Origin of the sequence: Azospirillum thiophilum (assembly GCF_001305595.1) — a bacterium.
Classification (GTDB): domain Bacteria; phylum Pseudomonadota; class Alphaproteobacteria; order Azospirillales; family Azospirillaceae; genus Azospirillum; species Azospirillum thiophilum.
The window spans coordinates 1,313,294-1,336,325 of record NZ_CP012402.1; the positions used below are offsets into that span (position 1 = coordinate 1,313,294).

The window sequence follows — 23,032 nt, forward strand, 5'->3', positions numbered from 1 at the left end:
CCAACAGGGCCGATCTACATCGTCCGGTTAGAGGGAAAGCGAGCAATACAGGAAGCGACCCGGCTCACAGCACACAACCCCGAAATGTGGCTCTATACTGTCCACATCAAGAAAAGCCGGCCGCTCCGGTGCATGTCTCGGCAAGGATTTGCGCCGGTGATCGAGGAGCTGGCCTTCGATGGCGCACCATCGAGCGCCATCGGGATCAAGGGCGAGTGCGCGACGTCCAACCGTGCCACATGGCCCGGTAAGCCTCCTCCACCGACCACGCGAAGCCACGGTGATCGAGGAGCGCCGAGCCCTCCAGCCGAGCCCGCATGCCGCGCCGCAGCCGGGAGAGCCTTGCGAGGTCAGCGGCCAACGCCGCCGCAGCTTCGACATAGCCGGCCTCATCCCGGCAAATCAGCTCTTCCAGTCCGCAACCGGCGAGCAGACTGGCGCCCACCCGCGCCACATGATGGCGGCCGGCGAGCGTGACGACCGGAACTCCCATCCACAGGGCCTCGCATGTCGTGGTCGTGCCGTTGTAGGGAAAAGGGTCGAGCGCCACGTCCAGCCGGTCATAGGCCCGCAGATGATCGGCCACGGACTCCGTCGGCGTCAGAAGCTCGATCCGCTCGGGCCGCACGCCCCGGCGGGCGAAGTCGTGACGGATAGCGCTCCGCACCCCGGCGTCCTCGAAGCCCACGCTCTTCAGCAGCAACCGGGCCGACGGCACCCGCGTCAGCAGGGCGGACCAGACCCGCACCACCTCAGGAGTGACCTTGGCCCGGCCGTTGAAGGAGCCGAAGGTGACGAAGCCGTTGGCGAGCGCCGGCGGTTCCCCGACCGGTCCGGCGCCGGCCGGCGGCTGGAAGGCGAGAAAGCAGCGCGGCAGCCGGACCAGTCGCTCGGCGTGCCAGCCGTCGGTTTCGCCCGGCGGGTCGGCGATGGCGTCGGTCAGCCGGCAGTCGACCACCGGCATGCCGGTCGTGTCCGGATAGCCGAGCCATGTGACCTGCACCGGCGCCGGCCGCCGCGCGAACAGCAGGGGCCGCCCGCCCGCCGTGTGGCCCGCCAGATCGACCAGGACGTCCACGCGGTCCTGCTCCACCAGCGCCGCCGCCGCCGCGTCGTCGAGATCGGCCAGCGAGCGCCAGCCGGCGGCGAGGGTCTCCATCCGCAAGGTCATGTCGTCCCGCCGCCGCGCGGTGGCGTAGCAGAGGACCTCCACCGCACCACGATCATGCTCGCGCAGCAGCGGCTCGATGAAACTGGCGCAGGCATGGTGGCAGAAATCCGGAGACACATAGCCGACCCGCAACCGCCGGTCTGGATCGCGGTCATTGGCGAAGCGCTTCGCGCCATCGTAAAGCGGCCGCGCGTGACGCTCGTTCCAGTGCGTATGCGCGCGGGCGATGACTTCGGGCGGAACCCAGGCGGAGTAATGGAGGGCGAACAGCAGGTTAGAACGCATCAGCGCCATATCCGGGTGATGCTCCAGCCCTTTCTGGAGAATCCCGATCGCCTCGGTGATGCGCCCCTGGTCCTTCAGCGCCTCCCCCAGATTGACGAAGGGCTGCGGCAGATCCGGCCGTGCCCGGATCGCCGCCAGATAGCTGTCCACCGCCTGCGTCAGCGCACCGTCTTCCCGTTGAGTGTCGCCGAGGTTGCTCAGCGCCTCGCCCATGTCCGGGTTCAGGCGGATCGCCCGCCGGTAGGCTGCCTTGGCGCTTTCACGGTTCTGCGCCGATTTTAGGAGATTTCCGGCATTGAACCAGGACCCGGGAGCCTCCGGGTTGAGCGCGAGCGCGACGCGGATGGCGGCCATCGCCTCGGCGACGTGCCCCTGGTCGCCGAGCGTGCAGGCGAGATTGCACCGCACGCCCGCGTCTTCCGGCCAGCCCGCCACGGCTGTGCGGAGGCAGAATGCGGCCTCCTCCCAGCGCCGCGCCCGGCGCAGCAGGACGGCCAGGTTGTTGTTGGCCTGCGGATGGCCGGGCTCCCGCGCCAGCACGGCGCGGTAGCCGGCCTCCGCCGCCGCGAACCGGCCGCCCTCATGCTCGGCCAGCGCGGCGGCGAAGGCCTCCTCCGTTCCCATCAGCGCAGCCCCGCCTCGTCGAGGATGGCCAGCAGCCGATCGGCCGAGCGCTCCCAGGTGAAGCGCCCGGCCAGACGGTCGCGGGCGGACGGCAGGCGATCGCCGCCCCGGATGATGCCCACCAGGATGGCGGCGGCGGCCTCCTCGTCCGGCACCCACCAGTCCAGCCCATGGAAGGGCGGGTGGAACCCCTCCCGCTCCGGCACGCGGGCGGGGCCGACGGACGAGGGGATCAGCCGTGCGTTCCCTTCGTCGAGATAGGCGAGATAGGCGGAGTGGGCGGGCGCGATCAACCCAAGCCCCAAGGCCCCGGCCTTGGTCATGGGCAGGTCCCACCCCTCGCCATGCGACAGGCTCCAATAATGGGTTGCGGCGCGGTGGAGCCCCGTCATCTCCTCGTCGGTGAGCAGCCGGTCGACCAGCACCACCGGCGCGGCCTCCGCCAGCCGCCGGCCCACCGCCCGCTCCGCCCCTTGCACCAGCGCGCCGAGATCCGCCCGCAAGGCCGGGCCGAGAGTGCGGCCGAGCTTCAGGATCAGCACGGCATCGTCGGTGGATGCGGTGGCGCGCAACCAGACCCGCAGCAGCCCGTCGATGTTCTTGCGCGGGTTGAAGTCCGAGACGTTGAGGAAGCGATGCCGGTAGCTCGACACCAGCCGTCCGCCGGGAGCGGCCAGGACCGGCACGCCTCCCGGCTCCACCGGATCGACGCCGAGCGGACAGATGCGCAGACGGTCCTCGGAAAAGCCCCGCTCCGCCCAGGCGAGGCGCGAGGATTCGGTCGGCACGATTATCAGATCGCTGAACTCGCTCATCCGCCGCCAAGCCGGCGGTATGCGGGTTCCCTCGAACATCGAAAAGGTCACGGTGGCCCGGCCCGGCACCCGCTCCACCGCCAGCGGGATGAGGCAGTTCACCACCGCCCGCGCCGGAACAGGCCGGTCGAGCGCGCCGCCCGGCCAGGATTCCGTACCGTTGATCCCGATGGCCTCCAACGGCACCCGCTGCCTTTCGCGCAACGTCCGGATGAGGCGCTGACAGAAATAGCCGTACCCCGTGGCGCTCTCGAAGGGTCCGCGGATCGCCACTCCGCCGGCCGGCGTGCCTGTGACGGCCATCATGGCGCGGTAGCGTCCGCAACGGGCCAGCCCGTACCCCGCGTTCGAAGCGGCCGGATCGAGCCTCAGCCCCCGCCGGAAGACCTCGGACGCCGCCTCGACCTCCCCCAGCCGCAACAGCATCTCGCCGAGCTGGACATGGGCGAGGGCACCGGCGGGATCCTCGGCGATGGCGTGGCGAAACCCGGCGACGGCGTCTGCAAACAGGCCGGCCAGCATGCGCACGGAGGCGAGGTTGAACCATGCCAGCCCGGAGCGTGGGTCGATCCGGACCGCCCGCGTCAGGGCATGGACCGCCCCGTCCAGATCGCCCTGCTCCTGCCGCAAGGCGCCGAGCCGGTCCTGGACGGGCCGGAAGGCCGGGTCCAGCAAGGCGAGCACGCCGAGATGCCTTTCCGCCGCCGCCCAGTCGCGCCGCTGCTGCTGCAGGTGGGCCAGATTGCTCCGAGCCGCAACATGGGTGGGGGCGATCCGCACCGCCTCCTCCAGCGCTCTCACTGCCGCGTCGCCGTTGCCGGTCGGGATGAGCGCCGCTCCCAGCAGGTTGAGGATGTCGGCGTCGCGCGATCCCGCCTCCAGAAGGGCAAGGCACGCGACGGCGGCCTCCGCCGGGCGGCCGGCCTGATAGAGCGCGATGGCATGGTCAAGATCGGGCACGATGAACCTTTTCCGCAACGGCTTCTGCCACCCGCGCCATGACCCCGTGCCAGTCGTTGCGGCGCGCCATGCGGAACAGCCGGTGCGCCGGATACCAGGGCGTGCGGTCGGGATGGTTCATCCAGCGCCAGTCGCCCAGCCAGGGCAGCGCCAGGAACACCGGCTTGCCCAGAGCCCCGGCAACATGCCCGACCACGGAATCGCACGCAACCACGAGATCCATGCACTCCGCAAGCGCGGCGGTGTCGAGGAACCCCTCCGCCCCGGCCCGCCGGCCCGGCAGGTCGATGATCCCGAACCGCTCGCCCAGCCGCTCCAACTCGTCCAGCCCGGTCGCTTGCTGCAGGCTGAAGAGCCGCGCCCCGGGAACCTGCGACAGGGCCTCGAAACACTCCAGCGGGATCGACCGGTTGCCACCGTCGGCACGCCACTGGATGCCGACGCGGAGGTCGCCCGGCCGTGCCTGCCCATAGACCAGTTCACGCCAGAAGACCGCCCGCTCCGGATCGGTCCGCAGATAGGGAATGTCCCGGGGGATCCTGTCCGCCCCGGTGCTGCAACGGTAGGGGAGGCTCATCAGGGACAGGCAGCAATCGAAATCCGGCAGAGTCTCCCCCCGCGCCACCAGCGCGTCGATGCCGGGGGCGGAGGCAAGCAACCGCTTCAGCACCGGCTGACACTCGAAGACGGTCCGCGCGCCCATGGCCTTGAGCAGCGGGAGGTAACGGACGAATTGCACGCTGTCGCCCAGCCCTTGTTCGTAATGGACGAGGATGGTTCGGCCGGCGAGCGGACCGCCGTCCCAGACCGGCTTGCCCGGGTAGGACCGGTTCCATTGCCAGACCGCTTGGCCCATGCGCCATTCATATTCGCGAAAGCCCTCCTCCAGTTCGCCGCGCATGAGCTGGGCGATGCCGAGATTCTTGCGATGCTCGGGCCGGGACGGGTCGATCCGGATGGCGCGCCGGAAATGCCCGAGTGCGACTCCCGGCCGCCGCTGCGCCATGATCGCCGCCCCGAGATTGTTGTTCACCGCCGCGCCATCCGGCTGCAGCAGCGCCGTCAGCAGGAAGGCGCGCTCCGCCTCTTCAGGGGCGTCGAGCGCCATCAGCGCGCCGCCCAGCGCAAAGGCTGCGCCCTCGTGGCTTGGCCGCAGGGCAACCAGGCGCCGCAAGGCCGGCAAGGCCCGGTCCGGCCACAACAATTCCAACTGGACGGAGGCAAAATGGAAGAGCGTGTCGGGATGATCGGGCCGCAGCCGGAGCGCCGCATGCAGCGCCGCCAAGGCCTGTTCCGCGCGGCCCATCGTGCGCAGGGTCACCCCCAGCAGGAACCAGACCACCGGATGCTCCGGACGCATGGCGGCGGCGGCCCGGAAGCTCGCCACCGCCTCCGGCAGTCTCGCCCCCTCGACATGAAGCAACCCTTGATTGAATCGCTGAAGAAAGGCATCCTCGCCCACAACGGTCCCCTCACGGACGCCACCGAAAAAAGCGCCATCCGGAAAAGCCCTGTCGGCGGGCCGGCGGCCAATGCTAACCATTGTCGGATGGAAGCCGTTCCGCCGCAAGGCGCCATCACGCTCGCCGACGCCCTCGACCGGGCGTTCACGCTCCATCAGGCCGGTCGCGCCGAGGAGGCGGGCGATCTCTGCCGCTCGATCCTGCGCGCCCGGCCGGAACAGGCGGAGACCCGCTGCCTGTTGGGCACCATCGCGTTCGGGCAAGGCCGCTTGGAAGCGGCGCGCGCGCTCTTCACCGCCACGGCGGCGCTGGCCCCCGGCTTCTTCGAGGCTCGCCGCAACCTCGCCATCCTGGAGCAGGCCGCCGGCCGGCTGCCGGCAGCCTGCCACCATCATCGGCGCGCCCTGGCCCTGCGGCCCGAGGACGGAGCGACCCACCTCGCGCTGGCCCTGCTGCACGGCCAGATCGGCGACGAGCCGGAAGCGGTCTCCTGGCTGCGGCGGGGCGTGTCGCGGGCTCCCGGCTTCCTTCCCTTGCGGGAGGTCTACGCGGGCTTCTGCGAGCGCGCCGCCGTTCGCGCGTTCGGCGGCGGAGACCTGGAGGGCGCCGCGCGTTTCTGCGAACAGGCGCTCTCCCTCCTGCGGGGGGCGCCCGCCGTCACACAAGCCCTTCGCGACCTGCTGGAACGGCTCGTGCGGGTGGCGCTGCTCGTCGAGCGTCCGGCCCTCGCCATGGAGCTTCTCGCGATCAAGGACCCGCTCGACTTCCCCGAGGTCCCGCCCCTGGACATCGACCGCTTCCCTCTGACCCTGCTGCCCTTCCGGGCCTGGTGCGCCGCCGCCGGCTTCCGCCACGAGACATGGCGAGCCCCGGCCCAGGAGCCCGACGAGACGCTGGCATCGGCGAGCCCCGGTTGGCTGCGCCCCCAGATCGACCGGCTGTCGGCGCTCGCGCGGGAACCGGTTGGCGTGGCGCTCGCCGCGGAGATCGAGGTCGTTCAGGGTTTCTACGTCAAGGACAACTACGAGAGCCACCTGCTGGCCGGCCGGCGGTTCCTTCTGCGGGAGGTGGCCGACACGGTCGTGCACGGCTCCCGGGTGCCGCTGGTCGCCGTGACCCCCGGCGCCACGGCGGGCGCCTTCCGCCTGCCCCGTCCGCTCTACCGGACGGTGGCGATCGACCGCCCGGTGCTCTTCCTCCCCTCCACGCCCAATTACTGGCATTTCCTCGTGGAGGTGCTGCCGAGGCTGATGGTGCGGGAGCGCGGGGCCGAGACACGCTCCCTGCCGGTGCTTCTCTTCGACGTGCGTCCCTATCATCGGGAAATGCTCCAACTCGCCGGCCTGCCGGCCGAACAGGTCATCGACGCGCGGGAGTTGGCGGGTCCGGACAGCGCCCAGGTCCTCTACCGTCTGAGCCGGGCGGCGGTCCCATCGGCCATTCCCTATCCCGTCGCCTATCGCTGGCTGCGGGAACGGCTGCTGCCGCACCGGCGCAGCGGCGGGCCGCCGACGCGGCGCCTCTACCTGTCGCGGCGCGGCGCGGCGCCCAAGCACCGCATCGCCAACGACTCCGAGGTCGCGGCCCTGCTGGCGGAACGGGGCTTCGAAACATTGCAGCCGGAACGGCTCGGCGTGCTGGAAACGATCGAGCTGATGGCGGAGGCGGAGGTGGTGGTGGCCCCGGTCGGGGCGGCCACCGCCAACCAGGTTTTCCTGCCGCCGGGCGGGCGGTGGGTGCATCTCTGCAATCCCGATTTCTTCCATCCGGACTCCCGCTGGAACCCGCAGATGGGCGTGCAGATCCCGCTGCTGGGCCGTTTCCACCATCTGGCCGGCGGGTTCACCGACGATCCTGCCACCCGGCCCGACGATCTGCTCGCCCGGCTCGACGTCCCCGTGCGGATCGATCCCGACGCGCTCGGCAGGCTGCTGGATGAGGTTCTGGCTCGCCCGCCCACGGGATCAGGGACGGGGTGAACCGTCGCCGAGCTCCCTCCCCTGGTCCTGCCCCAGCAGCAGCGCCTCAATGCAATCCAAGCGGGCCAGGGCCTGCTCGAAGTTCCCCGCCTCCACGATCTCGACGCCGGGCAGCGGAAACAGCAGCTTGGTGCCGCCCATCACCGTCGCGCGTTCGCGCTCCAGGAACTCGCGGCGGAAATGCCAGGGCAGCACGAGATAGAGGTCGGGCCTGAGCGCGCGGGACTCCGCCTCCGAAACGATCGGGATGCCGGTGCCCGGCGTGACGGCGCCGACCTTGTCGGGGTTGCGGTCGGCGGCGCACTCGACGAGATCCCGGCCGATGCCGCACCATTGCAGAAGGACGTTGCCCTTGGTGGAGGCGCCATAGACATGGACGCGCCCGCCCGCATCCCGGACGGCGTGCAGATGGTCGGCCACCTCCTCCCGCAGGGCCTCCGCCCGCGCTTGGAAGGCACGGTAGGGACGGTCCGTCGCCAGCCCCATCGCCGCCTCCCGCCGCCGCAGCGCCTCCAGAAAGGCCCGATCCTCCGCCGTGCCGAACCGGTCGTTCGCGGCGTGGCAGGCGAAGCAACGGATGCTGCCGCCGTTCATCCCGTTGACCTCCGCCCGGAAGATCCGCAGCCCGGCCCGCCGCGCGACAGTCTCCAACACGGCGAGGCTGTAATATTCCAGATGCTCGTGGCAAACCGTGTCGAAGGCGTTCCGCAACAGCATGAGCGGCAGGTAGGACAGTTCCAGCACCCACAGCCCGTCCGGAGCAAGCAACCGGGAGATCGCCGCCGCCGCCCCGCAAGGGTCCTCGATGTCGTAGAACATGGCGATGGAGGTCACGATGTCGAACCGGGTGCCGGCGAGTTCCGCCAGGGCGTCGTCGGACGGGAAGAAGGCGTTGACGACGGTGACGTCGCCCTCGAGCCCGGCGGCGATGTCGGACGGATCGACCCCGACCCGCAGCGACGCGGCAGGGTAGGAGAGGAGCAGGGTGCCGTCGTTGCAGCCGATGTCGAGCACCGCCGGCACCGGCCGGCCGGCCAACAATCCGGCCAGCGCCCCGGCCTGTTCGGCGATGCCGCGCAGGTGATCGCGCATCGTCGTGTTGAGACCCGACCGATACCAATAGGTCCGGTACAGCAGTTCGGGGGGCACGCTGGCGGCGGTCTGCAGCAAGCCGCAGGCCGCCGGGTCCCGGTCGGCGCCGCAGCGCACGAGCCGCATGGGAAGCGTCACCTCGGCCGGCGCCGGCCGTCCCGGCTTGGCGAAGGCCCCCTGCAGGACCTGCAGGCCGAGATCGATGACCGGCAGCAGGATGGGCGAACCGCAGACCCGGCAGGTCTGTCGCAGGCGAAAGGGCATACCGAGACCTCGGACGAGCGTGAACCCAGGGACAAGGGACCATGGGGCGGAACACGCCGCCAAGGCAAGGCGCCCGCGGGATTGCCAAGACCCGGCCGATGATGCAGGGTCCATGCCCTGATCGATGGACGGAGGGGACGAATGGAACACAGCGCCGGCTCCCGCTTCGAACAACCCCTCGTCCTTCCCCAGCCCCTCCCCCGCCGCGGGAGAGGAATGCCGGCCGGGAGCTGACCGGTGCATCCCTTCGCGATTGCGACGGCCGGCGACGACGCCTATTTCCCGCTGCTCCAGGGGCTCGTCCGCTCGATCCGCGCCTTTCCACAAGGCGCCGGGGTTCCCATCACCGTCCTCGATCTCGGGCTCGGGGTGGAGGAACGGCGCTGGCTGACCGGCAAGGGGGCACGGCTGGCGGTCCCCGGCTGGGACCATCCCTTCGGCCGGCCGATGCCGGAGTATTTCAAGGCGATGGTGTCGCGCCCCCATCTCCCGAGCCATGTTCCCGACGCCACCGTCATCCTGTGGCTGGACGCCGACTGCTGGGTGCAGGACTGGTCGGCAATCGAGCTGCTGCTGGCCGGTGCGGCGGCGACCGGCTTCGCCATCGTGCCGGAGCTCGACCGCGCCTACACGCCCTTCTACGACGGCGCGCCCTACGCCCATCACCTCCATGACTGGTACAAGGCCTGCTTCGACGAGGCCACGGCGCGCCGGCTCTTCGCCTACCCGCTGCTGAACTGCGGGGTCTTCGCCGCGCGCCGCGACGCGCCACACTGGGCACTCTGGGCGCGCCTGCTGGCGGAGTCCCTCCGCCGGACCGTGCTCTTCGTCAGCGAACAGGTTGCGTTGAACCTAGCCCTGCGCACCGGCGGGCTGCCGTTCAGCCAGTTGCCGGCGCGCTGCAACTGGATCTGCTTCCGGGCCACGCCCTTCAGCTCCGCAGACGGCCGGCTGCTGCTGGAACCGGAGCTTCCCCACGCCCCGCTCGGCATCCTGCATCTGGCGGGCTATCCCCTGCCCCGCAAGCTGGACCCCCGCACCCTCTCCACGCCCGACGGCGGCACGGTCACGCGCCCGCTCAGCCACGGGTCGCCGGCCGGAACGCCGCATTCCGGGCCGGAAGAGGCGCTGGGCCGGGCTTTCGCCCTCTACCAGCAGGGAAAGCCGGAGGAGAGCAGCGTGCTGTGCCGCGCGATCCTCGCTGCTTCGGCCGACCAGCCGGCGGCGGCCTTCCTGCTGGGGGTGGTGGATTTTTCGCTCGGGCGGCTGGAGGAATCGCGGCGGCACTTCGCCCTCGCCATCGTCCTGCAGCCGGACCTCGCGGATGCCTTCAGCAATCTCGCCCTGCTGGAACGCACTGCCCGCCCCCGCCTCGCCGCGATCCTGATCCGGCGCGCGCTGCGCCTTCAGCCGGACGCCCTGCTCTTCACCCGGCTCGGCACCCTGCTCCGCGACGAGCATCGCGGCGACGAGGCGTTGGACGCTCATCGGCGGGCGCTGGCGCTCCAGCCGGAGTCGGCGGATGCCTGGCACGAGACCGCCCATACCTCGCGCGCGGCGAAGCGGATGGCACAGGCCGTTCAGGGCTACGACCACGCCCATCGGCTTGCTCCGGAACGGACGGAAACGCTCTGCAATCGCCTGTTCGCGAGCCTGTCCCTCTGCGACTGGCGGACCCACGAGGAGACCTGCCGCCGGCTGGTGGAGGTCATCGACCGCGACGAGGGGCTCGTGCTGCCGCTGCTGAGCCTGCTCATCGGGACCAGCCCGGCGCAGCAGGACCGCGCGGCCCGCCATTTCCACCGCGCGACCGTCGGACCGGTCTCACCGGCCGCGGCCGTGCGACGGCCCGTCTCCCCAGGGGGGCGGCTGAACGTCGCTTACCTCTCCGCCGACTTCCACGAGCACGCCACCGCCTACCTGACGGCCGAACTCTTCGAACTGCACGACCGGACGCGCTTCACCGTCTTCGGCTATTCCTACGGCATGGACGATGGAAGTCCCATGCGGCGGCGGCTGGAGGCCGGCTTCGACCGCTTTCGCGACCTGCGGCACGCCGATCCCGACACGGTCGCGGCGCTGTGCGCGGAGGACAACATCCACATCCTGGTGGACCTCAAGGGCTACACCCAGCACGCCCGGCTGTCGCTGCTGGCGCGGCGTCTGGCGCCCATCCAGGTGGCCTATCTGGGCTATCCGGGACCACTGGGCGCGGATCTGCTGGATTATGCGATCGGCGACGGCATCGTCACGCCGCCCGAGCACCAGCCCTTCTACCGTGAGCAATTGGTGCGGATGCCCGACAGCTATCAGGTCAACGACCGCCGCCGGCCGGCCGACGCCCCCGTGCCGACGCGCGCGGCCTGCGGCCTGCCCGACAAAGGCGTCGTCTTCTGCGCCTTCCACGCCGCCTTCAAGATCTCTCCTGCCCTGTTCGGCCTCTGGATGCGCATCCTGCGCCGCGTGCCGGGTAGCACGCTTTGGCTCCTGGAGGCGGGAAGCGACGCCACCGCCAACCTGCGGAGGGAGGCGGCGCGCCATGGCGTCGAACCGGCGCGGCTGGTCTTCGCCCCCCAGCGTCCGCAGGCCGGGCATCTCGCCCGCTACCGGCTTGCCGATCTGGCGCTCGACAGCTTCCCATACACCGGCCACACCACCACCTCCGACGCCCTGTGGATGGGGCTGCCCGTCCTGACGATGCAGGGCCAGACCTTCGCGTCCAGGGTTGCCTCCAGCCTGCTGCACGCCGCCGGCCTGACGGAGACGGTCACCCACTCCTTCGCGGAGTATAAGGACCGGGCGGTGCGGCTGGCCGGAGAGCCGACGACGCTCGCCGCCTTCCGCCGCCGGCTGGAGGCCGGGCGCACCACGGCGCCATTGTTCGACAGCCCTCGCTTCACCCGGGCTCTGGAGCGCGCCTACAAGATCATGTGGGACCGCCACGCGGCCGGACTGCCGCCGGAGGCCTTCACGGTGGAACCGAATGCCCACCCGGTTCAGCGGTGAAACAGGCGTGGGTCAGATGATGCTTTCCAGTGTCCTGCACAGCCGCGCCACGACCGCGGTCCAGTCGCCGCGCCGCTCCTGCCGGAACAGACGCATGGTCGGGTACCAGGGCGTGCAGACGCCGTGCTCCAGCCACCGCCAGTCGGGCGCGAAGGGCAGCACGGTCCAGACCGGCCGGCCGAGCGCGCCGGCGAGATGGGCCGGCCCGGTGCAGGAGCTGACGACGAGATCCATAGTCTCCATGATCGCCGCCGTATCGGCGAAGTCGGCGATGTCCCCGCCCAGGTCGACGAAGCTGGCCGGTAGCGGCCCGCACCGCTCCAGATCGCCCCGCCCCGTCCCCTTCTGAAGGCCATAGACCGAGACTCCCGGCAGATCGAGCAGGGGCCGGAAGGCCGCCAGGCCGGGGGACCGCAGCCGGTCGCCCTTGAACTCCGGGTTGCCGGCCCAGACCAGCCCGATGCGCAGACCGCGCCGCGGACCGAGCCTCGCGCGCCAGCTCTCCACCAGTGCCGGTTCGGCCCGCAGATAGGCGAGCGGCGCGGGGATGGTGTAGAGAGTGGCGCGCAGCAGGTAAGGCAGGCTCGCCAGCGCCACATGGAAATCGTGCGGCGGTGCCGGATCGTAGCGGGGAACGACGCCGGCAATCCCCGGCATCGACGAGAGCAGCCGGACGAGTTGCCCGTTGCAGTCCAGGAACACCCGCGCACCCTGCGTCTGGAGCAGTGCGGCGTAGCGCGCGAACATGATCGTGTCCCCCACCCCCTGCTCGTCATGAACGAGCAGGGTGCGGCCAGCAAGCGGGGATCCGTCCCAGACGGGCGAAGCGAAGTCGCGGCGGGGCGAGGAGAAGTCCGCCATGCGGGACCGCCATTCATACTCCGCGAAACCCTCACTGAACTCGCCCTTGATCAGGAGGCCGTGGGCCAGAGCCGTGTGCGCCTCGGCCAGCGCCGGCTCCAGCCTGGCAGCGCGGCGTGCCAGCGTGATGGACTGGTCCACCCGCATCTCGTCGCGCGCGACGAGACCGAGGTTGAGATGGGCGTGGGAGCCGTCCGGCTGCCCGGCGATGGAGAGGCGGAAACAGGCGGCGGCCTCCTCGTAACGGCCGAGATCCTGAAAGGTGATGCCAAGGTTGTTGAGGGTTCCCGGTTGTCCGGCAGCGAAGCCCAGCGCGCTGCGATAGGCGGCCATCGCCTCCTCCACCCGCCCGAGCCGGCGCAGCGCCACGCCCAGGTTGGTGTATCCCGCCACCGACAGCGGCGTCATGCCGAGCAGCGTCATCAGCGTCTCGACCGCGTCCTCGTTCCGGCCGGCGAGGAGGAGCGCGTGGGCGCGTTGCAGCCTCGGTTCCGTCTGCCACGGGTTGAGCAGCAGCAGACGGCCGAGCGTGTCCGCCACGGCACCATGCTCCCCCCGGTCGGACAGGATTTCGGCAAGGGTGTCGAGGCCGTCGTAAAAGCCGGGATCCAGCGCCAGCGCCACGCGCGCGCTCGCCCGCGCCTCTTCGAGCCGACCAAGCTGGCGCAAGGCGCCGGCGAGATTGGAAAAGCCGGCCGCGTTGCCGGGGTTCTGCCGGATGGATTCCCCGATGCACTGCACCGCGATCGCCGGCCGGCCATGCTGAAGCGCCAGCACCCCCAGCAGATGCAGGGCGTCGGGATGGCCCGGATGGGCGGCCAGCACCGCCCGGTATGCGCTCTCCGCCTCCGCCGCGCGGCCGGCGGCATGGTGGACGAGACCGGCTTGCAGCGCGTCGGGGCGGCTGGCTTCCATCGTCACAGCAGGACCGGAGCGGACCAGGGGGCAAAGGGAACGAGCGCCTGCCGGGTCCTGTCGGGACGGACGGTGCTTCGGGCACGCCGGTTCAGCATGGTCGCCACGAAGGAGAAGCTGCTGTTGGACACCGCCACCAGATCGGCCTCGCACAGGACATGGAAGTCGGTGAGGAACTCCGCCCCGGGGACCGGCTCCGCCAGATCACGGGCGCAGAGCGGCCGGTAGGCGGCGAAGGCGGAGAGGCAGCGCGGATCGTCCGTCGCGACGTAGAGAGCCGGCCGGTCCAGGCTGGGCCAGACCGCGTCCAGCCAGCGCAGATACCAGGATTCCGGCGCCATCCAGAAAGGGCCCCAGCCGAAGTCGCCGCGCCGGATGTGCAGCGCCACCACCGTGCTGCCGGCCGCGCGCAGGCGGGTGGTCAGCGCGTCCGCCCAGGGCCGGATCTGCGGTCCCGGCGTGAAGACGCCGCGGAAGGCCTCCCGGTAAGGTGCCAGGAAGCCGGTGTCGCCGCAGAAATAGGCGGTGACGTCCCGGTCGGCCAGCACCTCGCCTCCCACGCCGCCGAGCGACGCCATGACGCTGGCCTCGACCTCCCGCTCCGGCAGGCGGGGCAAGGCCGGGCCGGGGAGCGGATCGTCCAGCCCGTAGAGATGGCGCCCCGGCCAGGGCGGCACTTCCAGGGTGAGACCATGCCGCGCGGCGTACAGGCGCAGGACCCCATATTGCAGAAGCTGGTTGCCGAACCGGCCATGCCGGCCGAGCAGGGTGGAGGCAAGCCGGCGCCCCGCCTCCGCCCTCGGCGCCGGCAGGGGCGGAGGCCCGTACCGCCGGGTGAGCAGGTTGACGGCACGCCCGGTAAAGCCCTCCGCCCGGCCTGGGTTGCTGCGGATCGCCCGCTCCCAGCCTCCCAGCGCCGCATCCGGCCGGCCGAGCGTCTCCAGGGCGCCGGCAAGGGCGGAATGGCCGTCGAACAGGTCGGGCGCCAGGGTCAGCGCACGCCGGGCATGCTCCACCGCCCCCGTTGCACGGCCGAGATCAAGGCCGAGATCGAGGGCCACTGCCGCCAGTTCCGCGCGAATTTCCCCCCGGTCCGGTTCCACCCGGACGGCCCGGTCGAGAATCCCGCGCGCGACACCCGCCTGTCCCCGCCGCCGCTCCGTCCGCCCCAACAGGAACAGGGTACCGCCATGTTCCGGCCGGAGCGCCAGCGCCTCCCGCAGAGTGCGGGCGGCCGGATCGAAGGCGCCCTGCTCGAACCGCAAGGAGGCAAGGTTGAAGCGCGCTCCTCCCGCATCCGGATGAAGGCTTGCCACCGCCTTGAACGCGCGGAGCGCCAGGCCGTCACGCTTGAGCCGGTTCGCCGCCAGCCCCAACTCGAACCAGACCGTCGAATTGGCGGGATCGAGGGCCGCCGCCCGGACCAGCGCGGCAATCGCGGGTTCCGGCTGCTGGCCGCGGATCAGTTCCTTCCCCTTCTCCAGCCAGACGGCAGCATCGACCGGCGGCGGCGGTGGCCTGGGTCCGGCATCGGTCGCCAAGCTGTAGAGGCGGCGCTGGGTCAGCAGTTCGATTGCCACGAAGCGGTTGTCCGGCCGCTGGCGCTCCGTCGAAAGGGCGCCGCCGGTCATCTCGGCCCGCTGCCGCTCCAGCGCGTTGCCCGGCCGCATCGTGTAGTGGACGGTCTTCTCGGAAAGCTTCAAGCCATCGAACCGGCGGTGCAAGGCGCGGCCGTAAGCCACATCGTCGGCCACCGCCGGGTGAAACGGCGCTTCCTCCGGAAAGCCGCCGATCCGGTCGTGGCAGTCGCGCCGGACGCAGAGATTGCCGGGATAGCAGTTTTCCGATGCCTGCCGCCAAACCGGAGTCACCTCGGCGTCGATGCTGTCGAAGATCATCCCGGTGCGGACGAATCCGATTTCGGGGGCCTCGTCCAAAGCCTGGATCGTCAGGAAGAGGTGCGGTTCCAGATAATGATCGTCGGCATCGAGGAACCACAGATAGCGGCCCAGCGCTGCGGCGGCGCCCACGTTGCGTGTCCGCCCTGCCCCCCGGTTGCGGTTGTTGGCGATGATCGCGACGCTCAGTTCGGCATGCGCCCGCGCCCAACGCAGCGCCCGTGCCGCGGAATCGTCGGGGGAGGCGTCGTCCACGACGCAGATATGGACCTGCGCGTCAGCTTGGCCGGATCTTGCGCGATGATAGCGGACCGCCGCCAGGACGCTGTCGAGCGCCCGCTCGATCGTGTCCTCCATCCGGTAAACGGGAATGACGACCGTGCCGATGAAATCGTAGTCGGCACGGTGGCGGGCGATCCCGGCCAGGGCGACGCCAAGGCCGCTCTCCTCCCTCCGGGATGCCGCGTGCAAACGCGCGGCCTCGGCGTCGCGTCCCTGAACCAGCCGCAGAACGCCGAGAATATGGGCGAAGTCGTCACGCGGCGCGACGATTTCGCCCAAAGGCTCGATGAGGGCGGCAGCCTCGTCGACCCGCCCGCTCTGCATCAACACCACGGCCTGGTTGAGGGCAGGCGTGATCACCCCCTCGATCTGCCGTTCCAGGGCGGCGCCGTCTCCGTGCAACCAGGCGGCGCGGATGAAAAGCGACAGGGCCTGCGGCCCCTTGCCGGCCCGGTACGCCTCCAACGCCAGGCGCTGCCAGGACACCGCTTCCGCCGGATCGGCGGCCAGCGCCCGTCGATGCGTGTTCACCCAATCGAGATCGTCCGTCATCGGCCGGTTGCCGCCTGCCCGGTGATCCCGCGCTCGCCTGTCAGCGTCGCACGTCGCAAAAGCCTATGACCTTCATGCCGGTGGTTGCGGGTGCTATGATGCAGGGTTTGCTGCCCAAACGGTTCCATCGCCTATGTATTTAGCGCCCGCTCCCCTCGGCCTTCAAGGCATGATCGCCACGCGTCCAGGCATCGTGACAGTCTTGCGCAATATGGTTCACTATGCACATCGAAGCGGATGACGCCGGCAAGGCGCGCAATCAGGATGACCGGGAGGATGACCGGCTCCGCAGGGCCGCGGAGGCGGCGCTCGACGCCGATCCGTCCGACGCTGAGGCGTGGAGCATCCTGGGCCTGTTGTCGCGCCGCGCCGGAAAGCCGGAGGAATCCATCGCCTGCCACCGTCGCGGGCTGGAACATGCGCCCGACAACGGCGGGATCTGGACCAATCTCGGCAACGCGCTGACCGAAGCCGGACGCCTTGCCGAAGGAGTCGCGGCGCAGGAGGAGGCCTTCCGGCTGGAGCCCCGCGGCCGGACGGTCCTGTTCAACCGCGTGGTCGCCTTCCGCAAGGCGGGACGGTATGCCGAAGCCCTGGCGGCGATCGATCTCGCCATCAGCGAAAACGGTGGGCCGACAGCGCTCCTGCGGTGGGAACGGGCGCTGACGCGGTTGCAGATCGGCGACTATGTGCACGGCTTCGACGATTACGAGGCCCGACGGCAGATTCCGTCCTATCGGGCACGTCCACCCTCGGCGACGCCGTGGAACGGGGAACCCCTGAACGGGCGCCGGGTCTTCGTGACGACCGAACAGGGCTTCGGCGACGCCCTGCTGGCGGCCCGCTACCTGCCGATGATCAGAAAGGCCGGCGGCCGGCCGATTTACGAATGCCATTCGGAATTGCGGCGGGTGCTGTCCGGGCTCGACCTGGACGAATGGATGGCGTGGGGAGCCTCCGCGCCGGCCTGCGACGTCGAGATATCGCAAATGTCCCTGCCGATGCTGTTCCGCACGACGCTCGCCTCCGTGCCGCCGCCGGTTCCGCTCACCGTTCCGGCGGAGGCCCGGGAGAAGGCCGCGCGGCTGCTGGGGAACCGGGAGCCGGGAACGCTGCGCGTGGGCATCGTCTGGTCGGGCCGGCCCAGCTTCGCCGACAACGCCCGGCGCGCCACGCGGCTGGCGCCGTTCCTGGGCCTCGCCGAAATTCCGGGGGTACGGCTCTACAGCCTTCAGAAAGGACCGCAGGAGGCCGAACTGGACGCGCTCGGCCCGGCGGGCCGGCTTGTGGTGCCGCTCGGCCCCCATCTGGAGGATTTCGCCGATGCGGCTGCGATGATCGAGCGGCTGGATCTGGTCATCATGACCGACAGCGCCGTCGCGCATCTGGCCGGCTCGCTCGGCACCCCCATCTGGAACCTCGTGCAGCATGTGCCCTACTGGGTCTACGGCTTCACCGGCGAGCGGACACCCTGGTATCCGTCGATGCGCCTGTTCCGCCAGGGGCCGGAGCTGGACTGGGCGCCGGTCTTCGCAAGCGTCCGCAAGGCTCTTCACGACGAGGTCCGGCGGCGCACCGCGCATGACGCCCTTTAGCGTGACGCCTCCCTGACCATCCGCTCCAGCGCGGTGCGCAACTCCGCCACGACGTCGCTCCAGTCGCCCGCCCGCCTCTGCCGGAACAACCGCATCGTCGGATACCAGGGACTATCCGTGCGCTCCAGCATCCATCGCCACTCGGACTCCGCACGCACCATGGTCCAGACCGGCCGCCCCAGCGCGCCGGCGAGGTGGGCGACCGCGCTGTCCACGGAGATGACCAGATCAAGTTGCGCCACGACGGCCGCGGTGTCGGCGAGATCGCCCAGCTCGTTGCCGACATCGCGAAAGCCCACGGGCAGCCGACCGCCCAACCGCTCCAGATCGGCCCGGCCGGCGCCCTTCTGAAGGGAGACGAAGACGACGCCGGGAAGGTCGAGAAGCGGCAGCAGGGGTTCCAGCCCCGGCGAGCGCTTCGGATCGTCGGGAAGGTCCGGGTTGCCGGCCCAGACCAGCCCGACGCGCAGCCCCGCCCGCGCCGGCCCCAGCCGGTCCCGCCACCTCTCGACGAGGGAGGGGTCGGCCGCGAGATAGGGCACCTCCGACGGGATCGTCGCCAGGGTCGTGCCAAGGAGATGCGGCAGGCTCATCAGGGCCGCATGACCATCATGCGCCGGTGTCGGGGCGGAGCGCCCGACCACCTCCGCCACGCCCGGCAGCGTGGCGAGGAGCCGCGCCAACGCGTCATTGCACTCCACGATCACATGGGCGCCGCGCCGCGCGAGCAACGGCGCGTAGCGCGCGAACTGGATGCCGTCGCCAAGCCCCTGCTCGTCGTGCAGGAGGATGCGCCGGCCATCGGGATCGCCGCCGTCCCACAGCGGCGTCGGCAGGCCGCGCGCCTCCACCTGCCCATCGGCCAGCCGGGTGCGCCATTCATAGGCGCGGAACCCCGGCGCGAGATCGCCCCGCATCAGCAGGCAGGTCGCCAGCAGCGTGTGGGCACCGGCTTCGTCGGGCCGCTCCGCGATGAGGCGGCGGCATTCGGCCTCCGCCTCATCCAGCCGGAGCAAGCCGCGCAGGACCAGCGCGCGGTTCATCCGCGTGTCGGCACGGTTCGGCTCCAGGACCAAGGCGTGCGACAGGGCGCCGGCCGCCGCCTCGTTTCCGCCGATCCGCATCGACAGAGCCAGTCCCAGGTTGTTCAGCAGGCCGGCATCGGCCGGCATCAGCGCCAGCGCCCGGCGGCCGACCGTCACCGCCTGTTCGTACAAACCGAGATTCTTCAGCGCGACCGCGAAGTTGCCATGTGCGCGATGCTCCTCCGGTTCGCGGCGAATCAACTCCCTCAGGATCTCTGCACCCTCCCGGTACCGGTGGAGCAGGAGCAGGCTTTGGGCGAGCTTGAAAAGGTGGAAGACCCCCTCGGGGTCCAGCACGCTGCAGCAGCGCAGGGGCTGAAGCGCCTCCGCCGTCGCGTTCCGCGCGAGCAGCCGCTCGGCAAGCGCGTGGAAGGCCTCGATGTCGGTGGGATCAAGGGCAGCCGCCAGGCGCCAGGCCGCCTCCGCCGCAGCGCCCTCCCTCCGCCTCTCCCGCGCCCGGCCTTCCTCAATCAGAGCCTCCGGCGCGGGCTCCGCCTGAGGGGTGATCCAGCCGAGACGGCGGAAATCGGCAAGCTCGTCCCGGATGCGGGCTGGATAGCGCTCGTCGATGGTCACGCGCCGAAGCCCCGTCCACATGCCGGGCAAAGCACCGTCGTCGAAGCGGCCGGTGGCGTAGAAACGGTCGAGCCGGGCTTGGTTGATCTGCGGATCGCGCTCGAAGCCGGCGATCATCTCGCGATGGGCGAAAGCCTCCAGCTTTGCACGGAAACGGTCGGCGCCCCCCATCCAGGTGAAGTGCCAGCCGGCATCCGGAACCGGCCGCCCGATCCCCTGCTTGGCCAGATAGCGGGCGCGATTGGCGCCGATGCGACGAATCAGCTCCCAGGGTGCGGCAGCCACCGAGACCCAGGGGTCGGGCGCCTTCAGGTCGAGGAAGTAGAGGAAGATGTCTAGATGGGGAGCGAAGAGCGTGGCGCCCTCGTCCGGCTCCCAGCGCAGCCGCTCGACAACCGGGACGCGCAGGATCTCGTCGGCGTCGGAGATGAGGATCATGTCGCTGGGCCGGCAATCGCCCAGGCCACGCAGGATCGCGTCCCTCTGATGCGCCTCGCGGTTCCAGGCGAAGCCGCCCGGATCCTCGGCAACCACGATATGGATGATCTTGTCGGCATAGGCCGCGAACCGTGCCCGGTTGTCGGCATAATGCAGCGGCTTCGCCGCGCCGGCATGGGTGTAGGTCGCCTCGACCAGGACGAAGCGGTCCACCACGGGGTAGAGTTCGGCCAACCGGACCTCCAGCAGATCCAGTTCATTGTAGAACTGGAAGCAGTCGAAGACCCGGCGCCCACCGGGCGGCAGCGGGGACGGCGGCAGCAGCTCGGGCAACGCGGTTTGGTAGGAAAGCCAGGCGTCATAGCCTCGCAGAGCCGCCCAGATGCCGGTACGCGCCTCCTCGTCGTTGTGATCGAGGCGAAGCGAACGCTCCACCAGCTCGATCATCGCGCGCGCCTCGGCCAACCATGCCGGGTCGGCCAGCCGGCGGTCGCCCCCGGAATTCAGATGGGTGCCCAAGGCCTCCATGAGGTGCTGCTGGGCGGAAGCGATTTTGGCGGTGATCGCCGCGGCAGCCCTCACCGGAACCGGCGCCCGCAGGTCTTCAAGCCAGGCGATCCAGCCTTGCGCCCGCACCGCCCAGGAGGTCTCGGCGTTCGCGTGGTCGACCTGGGCACGCAGGCGCAGGCCGGCTCCGGACCCCTTCCGCAGGTCGGTCAGGGCGGCCACCGCCGCCTCGGCGTAGCGCCGCGCGTGCTCCTGCGGATTGTCCGGCACGGGTATGAGGCGCGCGAACCCGGCCCCGCTTTCCGGCAAGGCGCCCAACCGGCTCGACACCACCAGGCAACCGGCGGCCAGCGCCTCCAGCACGGCAATGCAGGAGGTCTCGGCGAAGCGGTTGAGATAGGCAAGGCAGGTCGCCTCCCGCAACACCCCGGCCAGCGCCACCTGACCGAGGCCGCCGAGATACTCCACCCCTTCGGTCTCGCGGCAGCGCTGATACAGAGTGGTGTAGGGATCCCGCTCGCCGGAAACCTGATAGGCTTCGAGGCTCGAACAGACGCGCAGCCGGGTTCCCGGAATCGCGGCCCGGATCAGCGGGAAGCTGTCCAGCAGCACGTCGAGACCACGGAACGGCGTGCTGGTGTAGGTCAGCACCGGCGGCCAGGGCTTCGCCGCCAACACATCCTCATCCGGCCCGAACAGGCCGGCGAAGGCCGGGGCGATCCCGTTGCGCATCACCCTGCAGCGCGCCGGATCGATGGTGAAGGCTTTCAGATACCCTTCCATCTGCCATTGGCTGACGAAGGCGATGCCGTCCAGGCAGTCACGCACCTCGACCTCGGCCAGGTCCGCCACAGCCGGCTGGTCGACGGCGTGCTGGGTCCAGAGGATCAGTTTGCACTCTCCGCCCAGCTTGGTGCGCAGGCGAAGCAGCAACTCCCGCTCACATCCGTTGAGGACAACCACGACATCGAAAGCGCGCAGATCCTCAAGGCTCACCGAAGCGATGGGCAGGCAGCGCACCCCGCGCACGGTGACAGCCGTACGCGTGCCGTTGATCACCGTGACCGGATGACCGGCGGCGGCCAGCACCTCTCCAAGATAGCAGAGTGCCGATTGCGACCCGCCAAGCGGCTGATGGCGCGGCGTCTCGGGGGTGTAATCTCCCTTCGCCGGGTCTATGAATGCGATCTTGACGGTCATGCCTTGAAGGTCGAGGTGGGCCGGCGCTTAATAATGGACCGGCCGGATGCTGGAACTTCTTGCTGCATAGCACCAGCCGCCGGCAGGAAGGTCAACCGGCATTTGCGCCATGCGTTGAAAGGCCAAGCGTGGAACAGAATTTTGCGTTGACTTGGCAGCTTTCGGAAATCCATGGCTGGGGTCTCGTTGGCGTACACACGGCGCTTTACCTGTTGGACCAAGGCCGCCCGCCGCTTTTGCTGGAACGGCCGCTGCTGACCACCCTCCGACCGGAGAATCGGGCGAAGCTGACACCCCTGTTGGCCGGACATGAGCGCATCACCGTCATCGCCGACCGGGTTCCGGACACGGTGGTGGTCGTCAAGGGTTGGACACTGCTGCACGCGCTGGCCAACGGCTTCAACGAGGGGCCGACCTCCGTGCGTTTCCGCGGCAGCCGCAACGTCGGCGTGATCGCCTTCGAAGACAGCCGCTTCGACGCCGCCACAGTGGAACGCGCACGCAGCTACGACAGGATCGTGGTGCACTCGACCTACAACAGGGACTTGCTCCTCGACCAAGGACTCCCGGAGGTCGGCTGCGCTTTCCAGGGCGTCGATCCGGGTGAACTCCCCGCGCTGCCTCCCACCGGCCGGTTCGGCGACCGCTTCGTCATCTTCTCCGGCGGCAAGCTTGAGTTCCGCAAGGGCCAGGACATCGTGCTGGCGGCCTTCCGCCGTTTCCACGCGCGGCATCCCGATGCGCTGCTGGTCACCGCCTGGCACAATTACTGGCCGCATACCTCCGCGACGATTGCCGAATCCCCATTGACGCCGGCGCCACCGATGATCGGCGAAAACGGAAAGCTGCGGATCGTCGAATGGGCGATGGCGCACGGCGTGCCGCCGGAGGGCTTCGTTGACATGGGCTTCATCGCGAGGAACCAGATCGCGGCGATCCTGGCCGATTGCCACGCAGCCGTTTTTCCCAACCGCTGTGAAGGCGCCACCAACCTTGTCGCCATGGAAGCGATGGCCTGCGGCGTGCCCGTGGTCCTGTCGGCCAACACCGGCCATCTCGACCTGATCCGCGAGGGAAATTGCCTGCCGCTCCGCACCCAGACCCCGGTGATCGATCCCATCGGTGCCCGCCGGGGGTGGGGCGAATCCGCCGTGGACGAACTGGTCGAACGGCTGGAACAGCTCTACAGCGACAGGGAGACCGCGCGCGCCTGCGCCGAGAGAGGGCGGGATTTCGTCTGCGGGGAACGGAGTTGGCGCAACTTCGCTCAATCCTTCATAGGAGCAACCGTCTGAATTGTGCGGGAGCGCCCTGAGGCACAACCCGGATGCCGGGTAGAAATCATCGCACGGACAAGGTCCGCCGCGAAATCCCTGACGAGCGCGTATCACAAGCAATGCTGGCTTTGCCGCCGGAAAGCGCTATCTGTTACTGGAAATTTCCCGGCGCCACGGAGATGAGGTA

Annotated in this window: 11 protein-coding genes; 4 read left to right on the forward strand and 7 right to left on the reverse strand. The window is 70.1% G+C overall.

Features of this window, described 5'->3' with window-relative positions:
• Positions 1 to 205: 205 nt before the first annotated feature.
• The 3 genes from AL072_RS19230 to AL072_RS19240 are packed head-to-tail and all read right to left on the reverse strand — an operon-like array spanning position 206 to position 5,242.
• The gene (locus AL072_RS19230) at positions 206 to 2,080 is read right to left on the reverse strand and encodes an O-linked N-acetylglucosamine transferase, SPINDLY family protein (RefSeq protein WP_045582734.1); all 1,875 of its coding nucleotides are present in this window, start codon (positions 2,078 to 2,080) and stop codon (positions 206 to 208) included.
• Positions 2,080 to 3,855 (reverse strand): tetratricopeptide repeat protein, encoded by a 1,776-nt coding sequence (locus AL072_RS19235; protein WP_045582733.1) that lies wholly within the window; start codon positions 3,853 to 3,855, stop codon positions 2,080 to 2,082. Before AL072_RS19235 ends, AL072_RS19230 begins: the two co-directional genes overlap by 1 nt.
• The gene (locus AL072_RS19240; RefSeq protein ID WP_045582732.1) at positions 3,842 to 5,242 is read right to left on the reverse strand and encodes a tetratricopeptide repeat protein; all 1,401 of its coding nucleotides are present in this window, start codon (positions 5,240 to 5,242) and stop codon (positions 3,842 to 3,844) included. Before AL072_RS19240 ends, AL072_RS19235 begins: the two co-directional genes overlap by 14 nt.
• A 162-nt stretch (positions 5,243 to 5,404) precedes the next feature.
• On the opposite strand from AL072_RS19240, the gene AL072_RS19245 reads away from it, so the two are divergent.
• Positions 5,405 to 7,297 carry a glycosyltransferase 61 family protein gene (locus AL072_RS19245; protein ID WP_082108986.1) on the forward strand — a complete coding sequence of 631 codons (1,893 nt, stop codon included), beginning with the start codon at positions 5,405 to 5,407 and terminating at the stop codon, positions 7,295 to 7,297.
• Here AL072_RS19245 and AL072_RS19250 read toward each other — a convergent pair.
• Positions 7,283 to 8,653 carry a class I SAM-dependent methyltransferase gene (locus AL072_RS19250; protein ID WP_063840351.1) on the reverse strand — a complete coding sequence of 457 codons (1,371 nt, stop codon included), beginning with the start codon at positions 8,651 to 8,653 and terminating at the stop codon, positions 7,283 to 7,285. The genes AL072_RS19245 and AL072_RS19250 overlap by 15 nt on opposite strands.
• A 237-nt stretch (positions 8,654 to 8,890) precedes the next feature.
• Between AL072_RS19250 and AL072_RS19255 the strand changes: the two genes are divergently transcribed.
• Positions 8,891 to 11,659, forward strand: coding sequence for an O-linked N-acetylglucosamine transferase family protein (locus AL072_RS19255; RefSeq protein ID WP_052710048.1), 2,769 nt, complete (start codon positions 8,891 to 8,893; stop codon positions 11,657 to 11,659).
• 12 nt (positions 11,660 to 11,671) lie between these two features.
• Here AL072_RS19255 and AL072_RS19260 read toward each other — a convergent pair whose 3' ends face one another.
• Both AL072_RS19260 and AL072_RS19265 read right to left on the reverse strand, forming a co-directional pair.
• A complete protein-coding gene (locus tag AL072_RS19260) occupies positions 11,672 to 13,435 on the reverse strand; it encodes a tetratricopeptide repeat protein (RefSeq protein WP_045582730.1) in 1,764 nt (587 codons plus the stop codon).
• Positions 13,436 to 13,437: 2 nt separating this feature from the next.
• Complete coding sequence (locus AL072_RS19265; protein WP_045582729.1) at positions 13,438 to 16,167, reverse strand: glycosyltransferase; 2,730 nt, start codon at positions 16,165 to 16,167, stop codon at positions 13,438 to 13,440.
• Between the two features lie 221 nt (positions 16,168 to 16,388).
• Between AL072_RS19265 and AL072_RS19270 the strand changes: the two genes are divergently transcribed.
• On the forward strand, positions 16,389 to 17,762 hold the full coding sequence (locus AL072_RS19270; RefSeq protein WP_144428291.1) for a tetratricopeptide repeat protein: 1,374 nt from the start codon (positions 16,389 to 16,391) through the stop codon (positions 17,760 to 17,762).
• Here AL072_RS19270 and AL072_RS19275 read toward each other — a convergent pair.
• On the reverse strand, positions 17,759 to 21,568 hold the full coding sequence (locus tag AL072_RS19275; RefSeq protein ID WP_052710047.1) for a glycosyltransferase: 3,810 nt from the start codon (positions 21,566 to 21,568) through the stop codon (positions 17,759 to 17,761). The two genes, AL072_RS19270 and AL072_RS19275, sit on opposite strands and share 4 nt — an antisense overlap.
• Before the next feature lie 128 nt (positions 21,569 to 21,696).
• On the opposite strand from AL072_RS19275, the gene AL072_RS19280 reads away from it, so the two are divergent.
• The gene (locus AL072_RS19280; RefSeq protein ID WP_045582728.1) at positions 21,697 to 22,863 is read left to right on the forward strand and encodes a glycosyltransferase family 4 protein; all 1,167 of its coding nucleotides are present in this window, start codon (positions 21,697 to 21,699) and stop codon (positions 22,861 to 22,863) included.
• Positions 22,864 to 23,032: the final 169 nt, after the last annotated feature.

Coding starts and splice junctions, on each gene's coding strand:
- AL072_RS19265 (WP_045582729.1), bottom strand. CDS start 16,167: ATGACGGACGATCTCGATTGGGTGAACACGCATCGACGGGCGCTGGCC.
- AL072_RS19270 (WP_144428291.1), top strand. CDS start 16,389: ATGCACATCGAAGCGGATGACGCCGGCAAGGCGCGCAATCAGGATGAC.
- AL072_RS19245 (WP_082108986.1), top strand. CDS start 5,405: ATGGAAGCCGTTCCGCCGCAAGGCGCCATCACGCTCGCCGACGCCCTC.
- AL072_RS19230 (WP_045582734.1), bottom strand. CDS start 2,080: ATGGGAACGGAGGAGGCCTTCGCCGCCGCGCTGGCCGAGCATGAGGGC.
- AL072_RS19260 (WP_045582730.1), bottom strand. CDS start 13,435: ATGGAAGCCAGCCGCCCCGACGCGCTGCAAGCCGGTCTCGTCCACCAT.
- AL072_RS19275 (WP_052710047.1), bottom strand. CDS start 21,568: ATGACCGTCAAGATCGCATTCATAGACCCGGCGAAGGGAGATTACACC.
- AL072_RS19250 (WP_063840351.1), bottom strand. CDS start 8,653: ATGCCCTTTCGCCTGCGACAGACCTGCCGGGTCTGCGGTTCGCCCATC.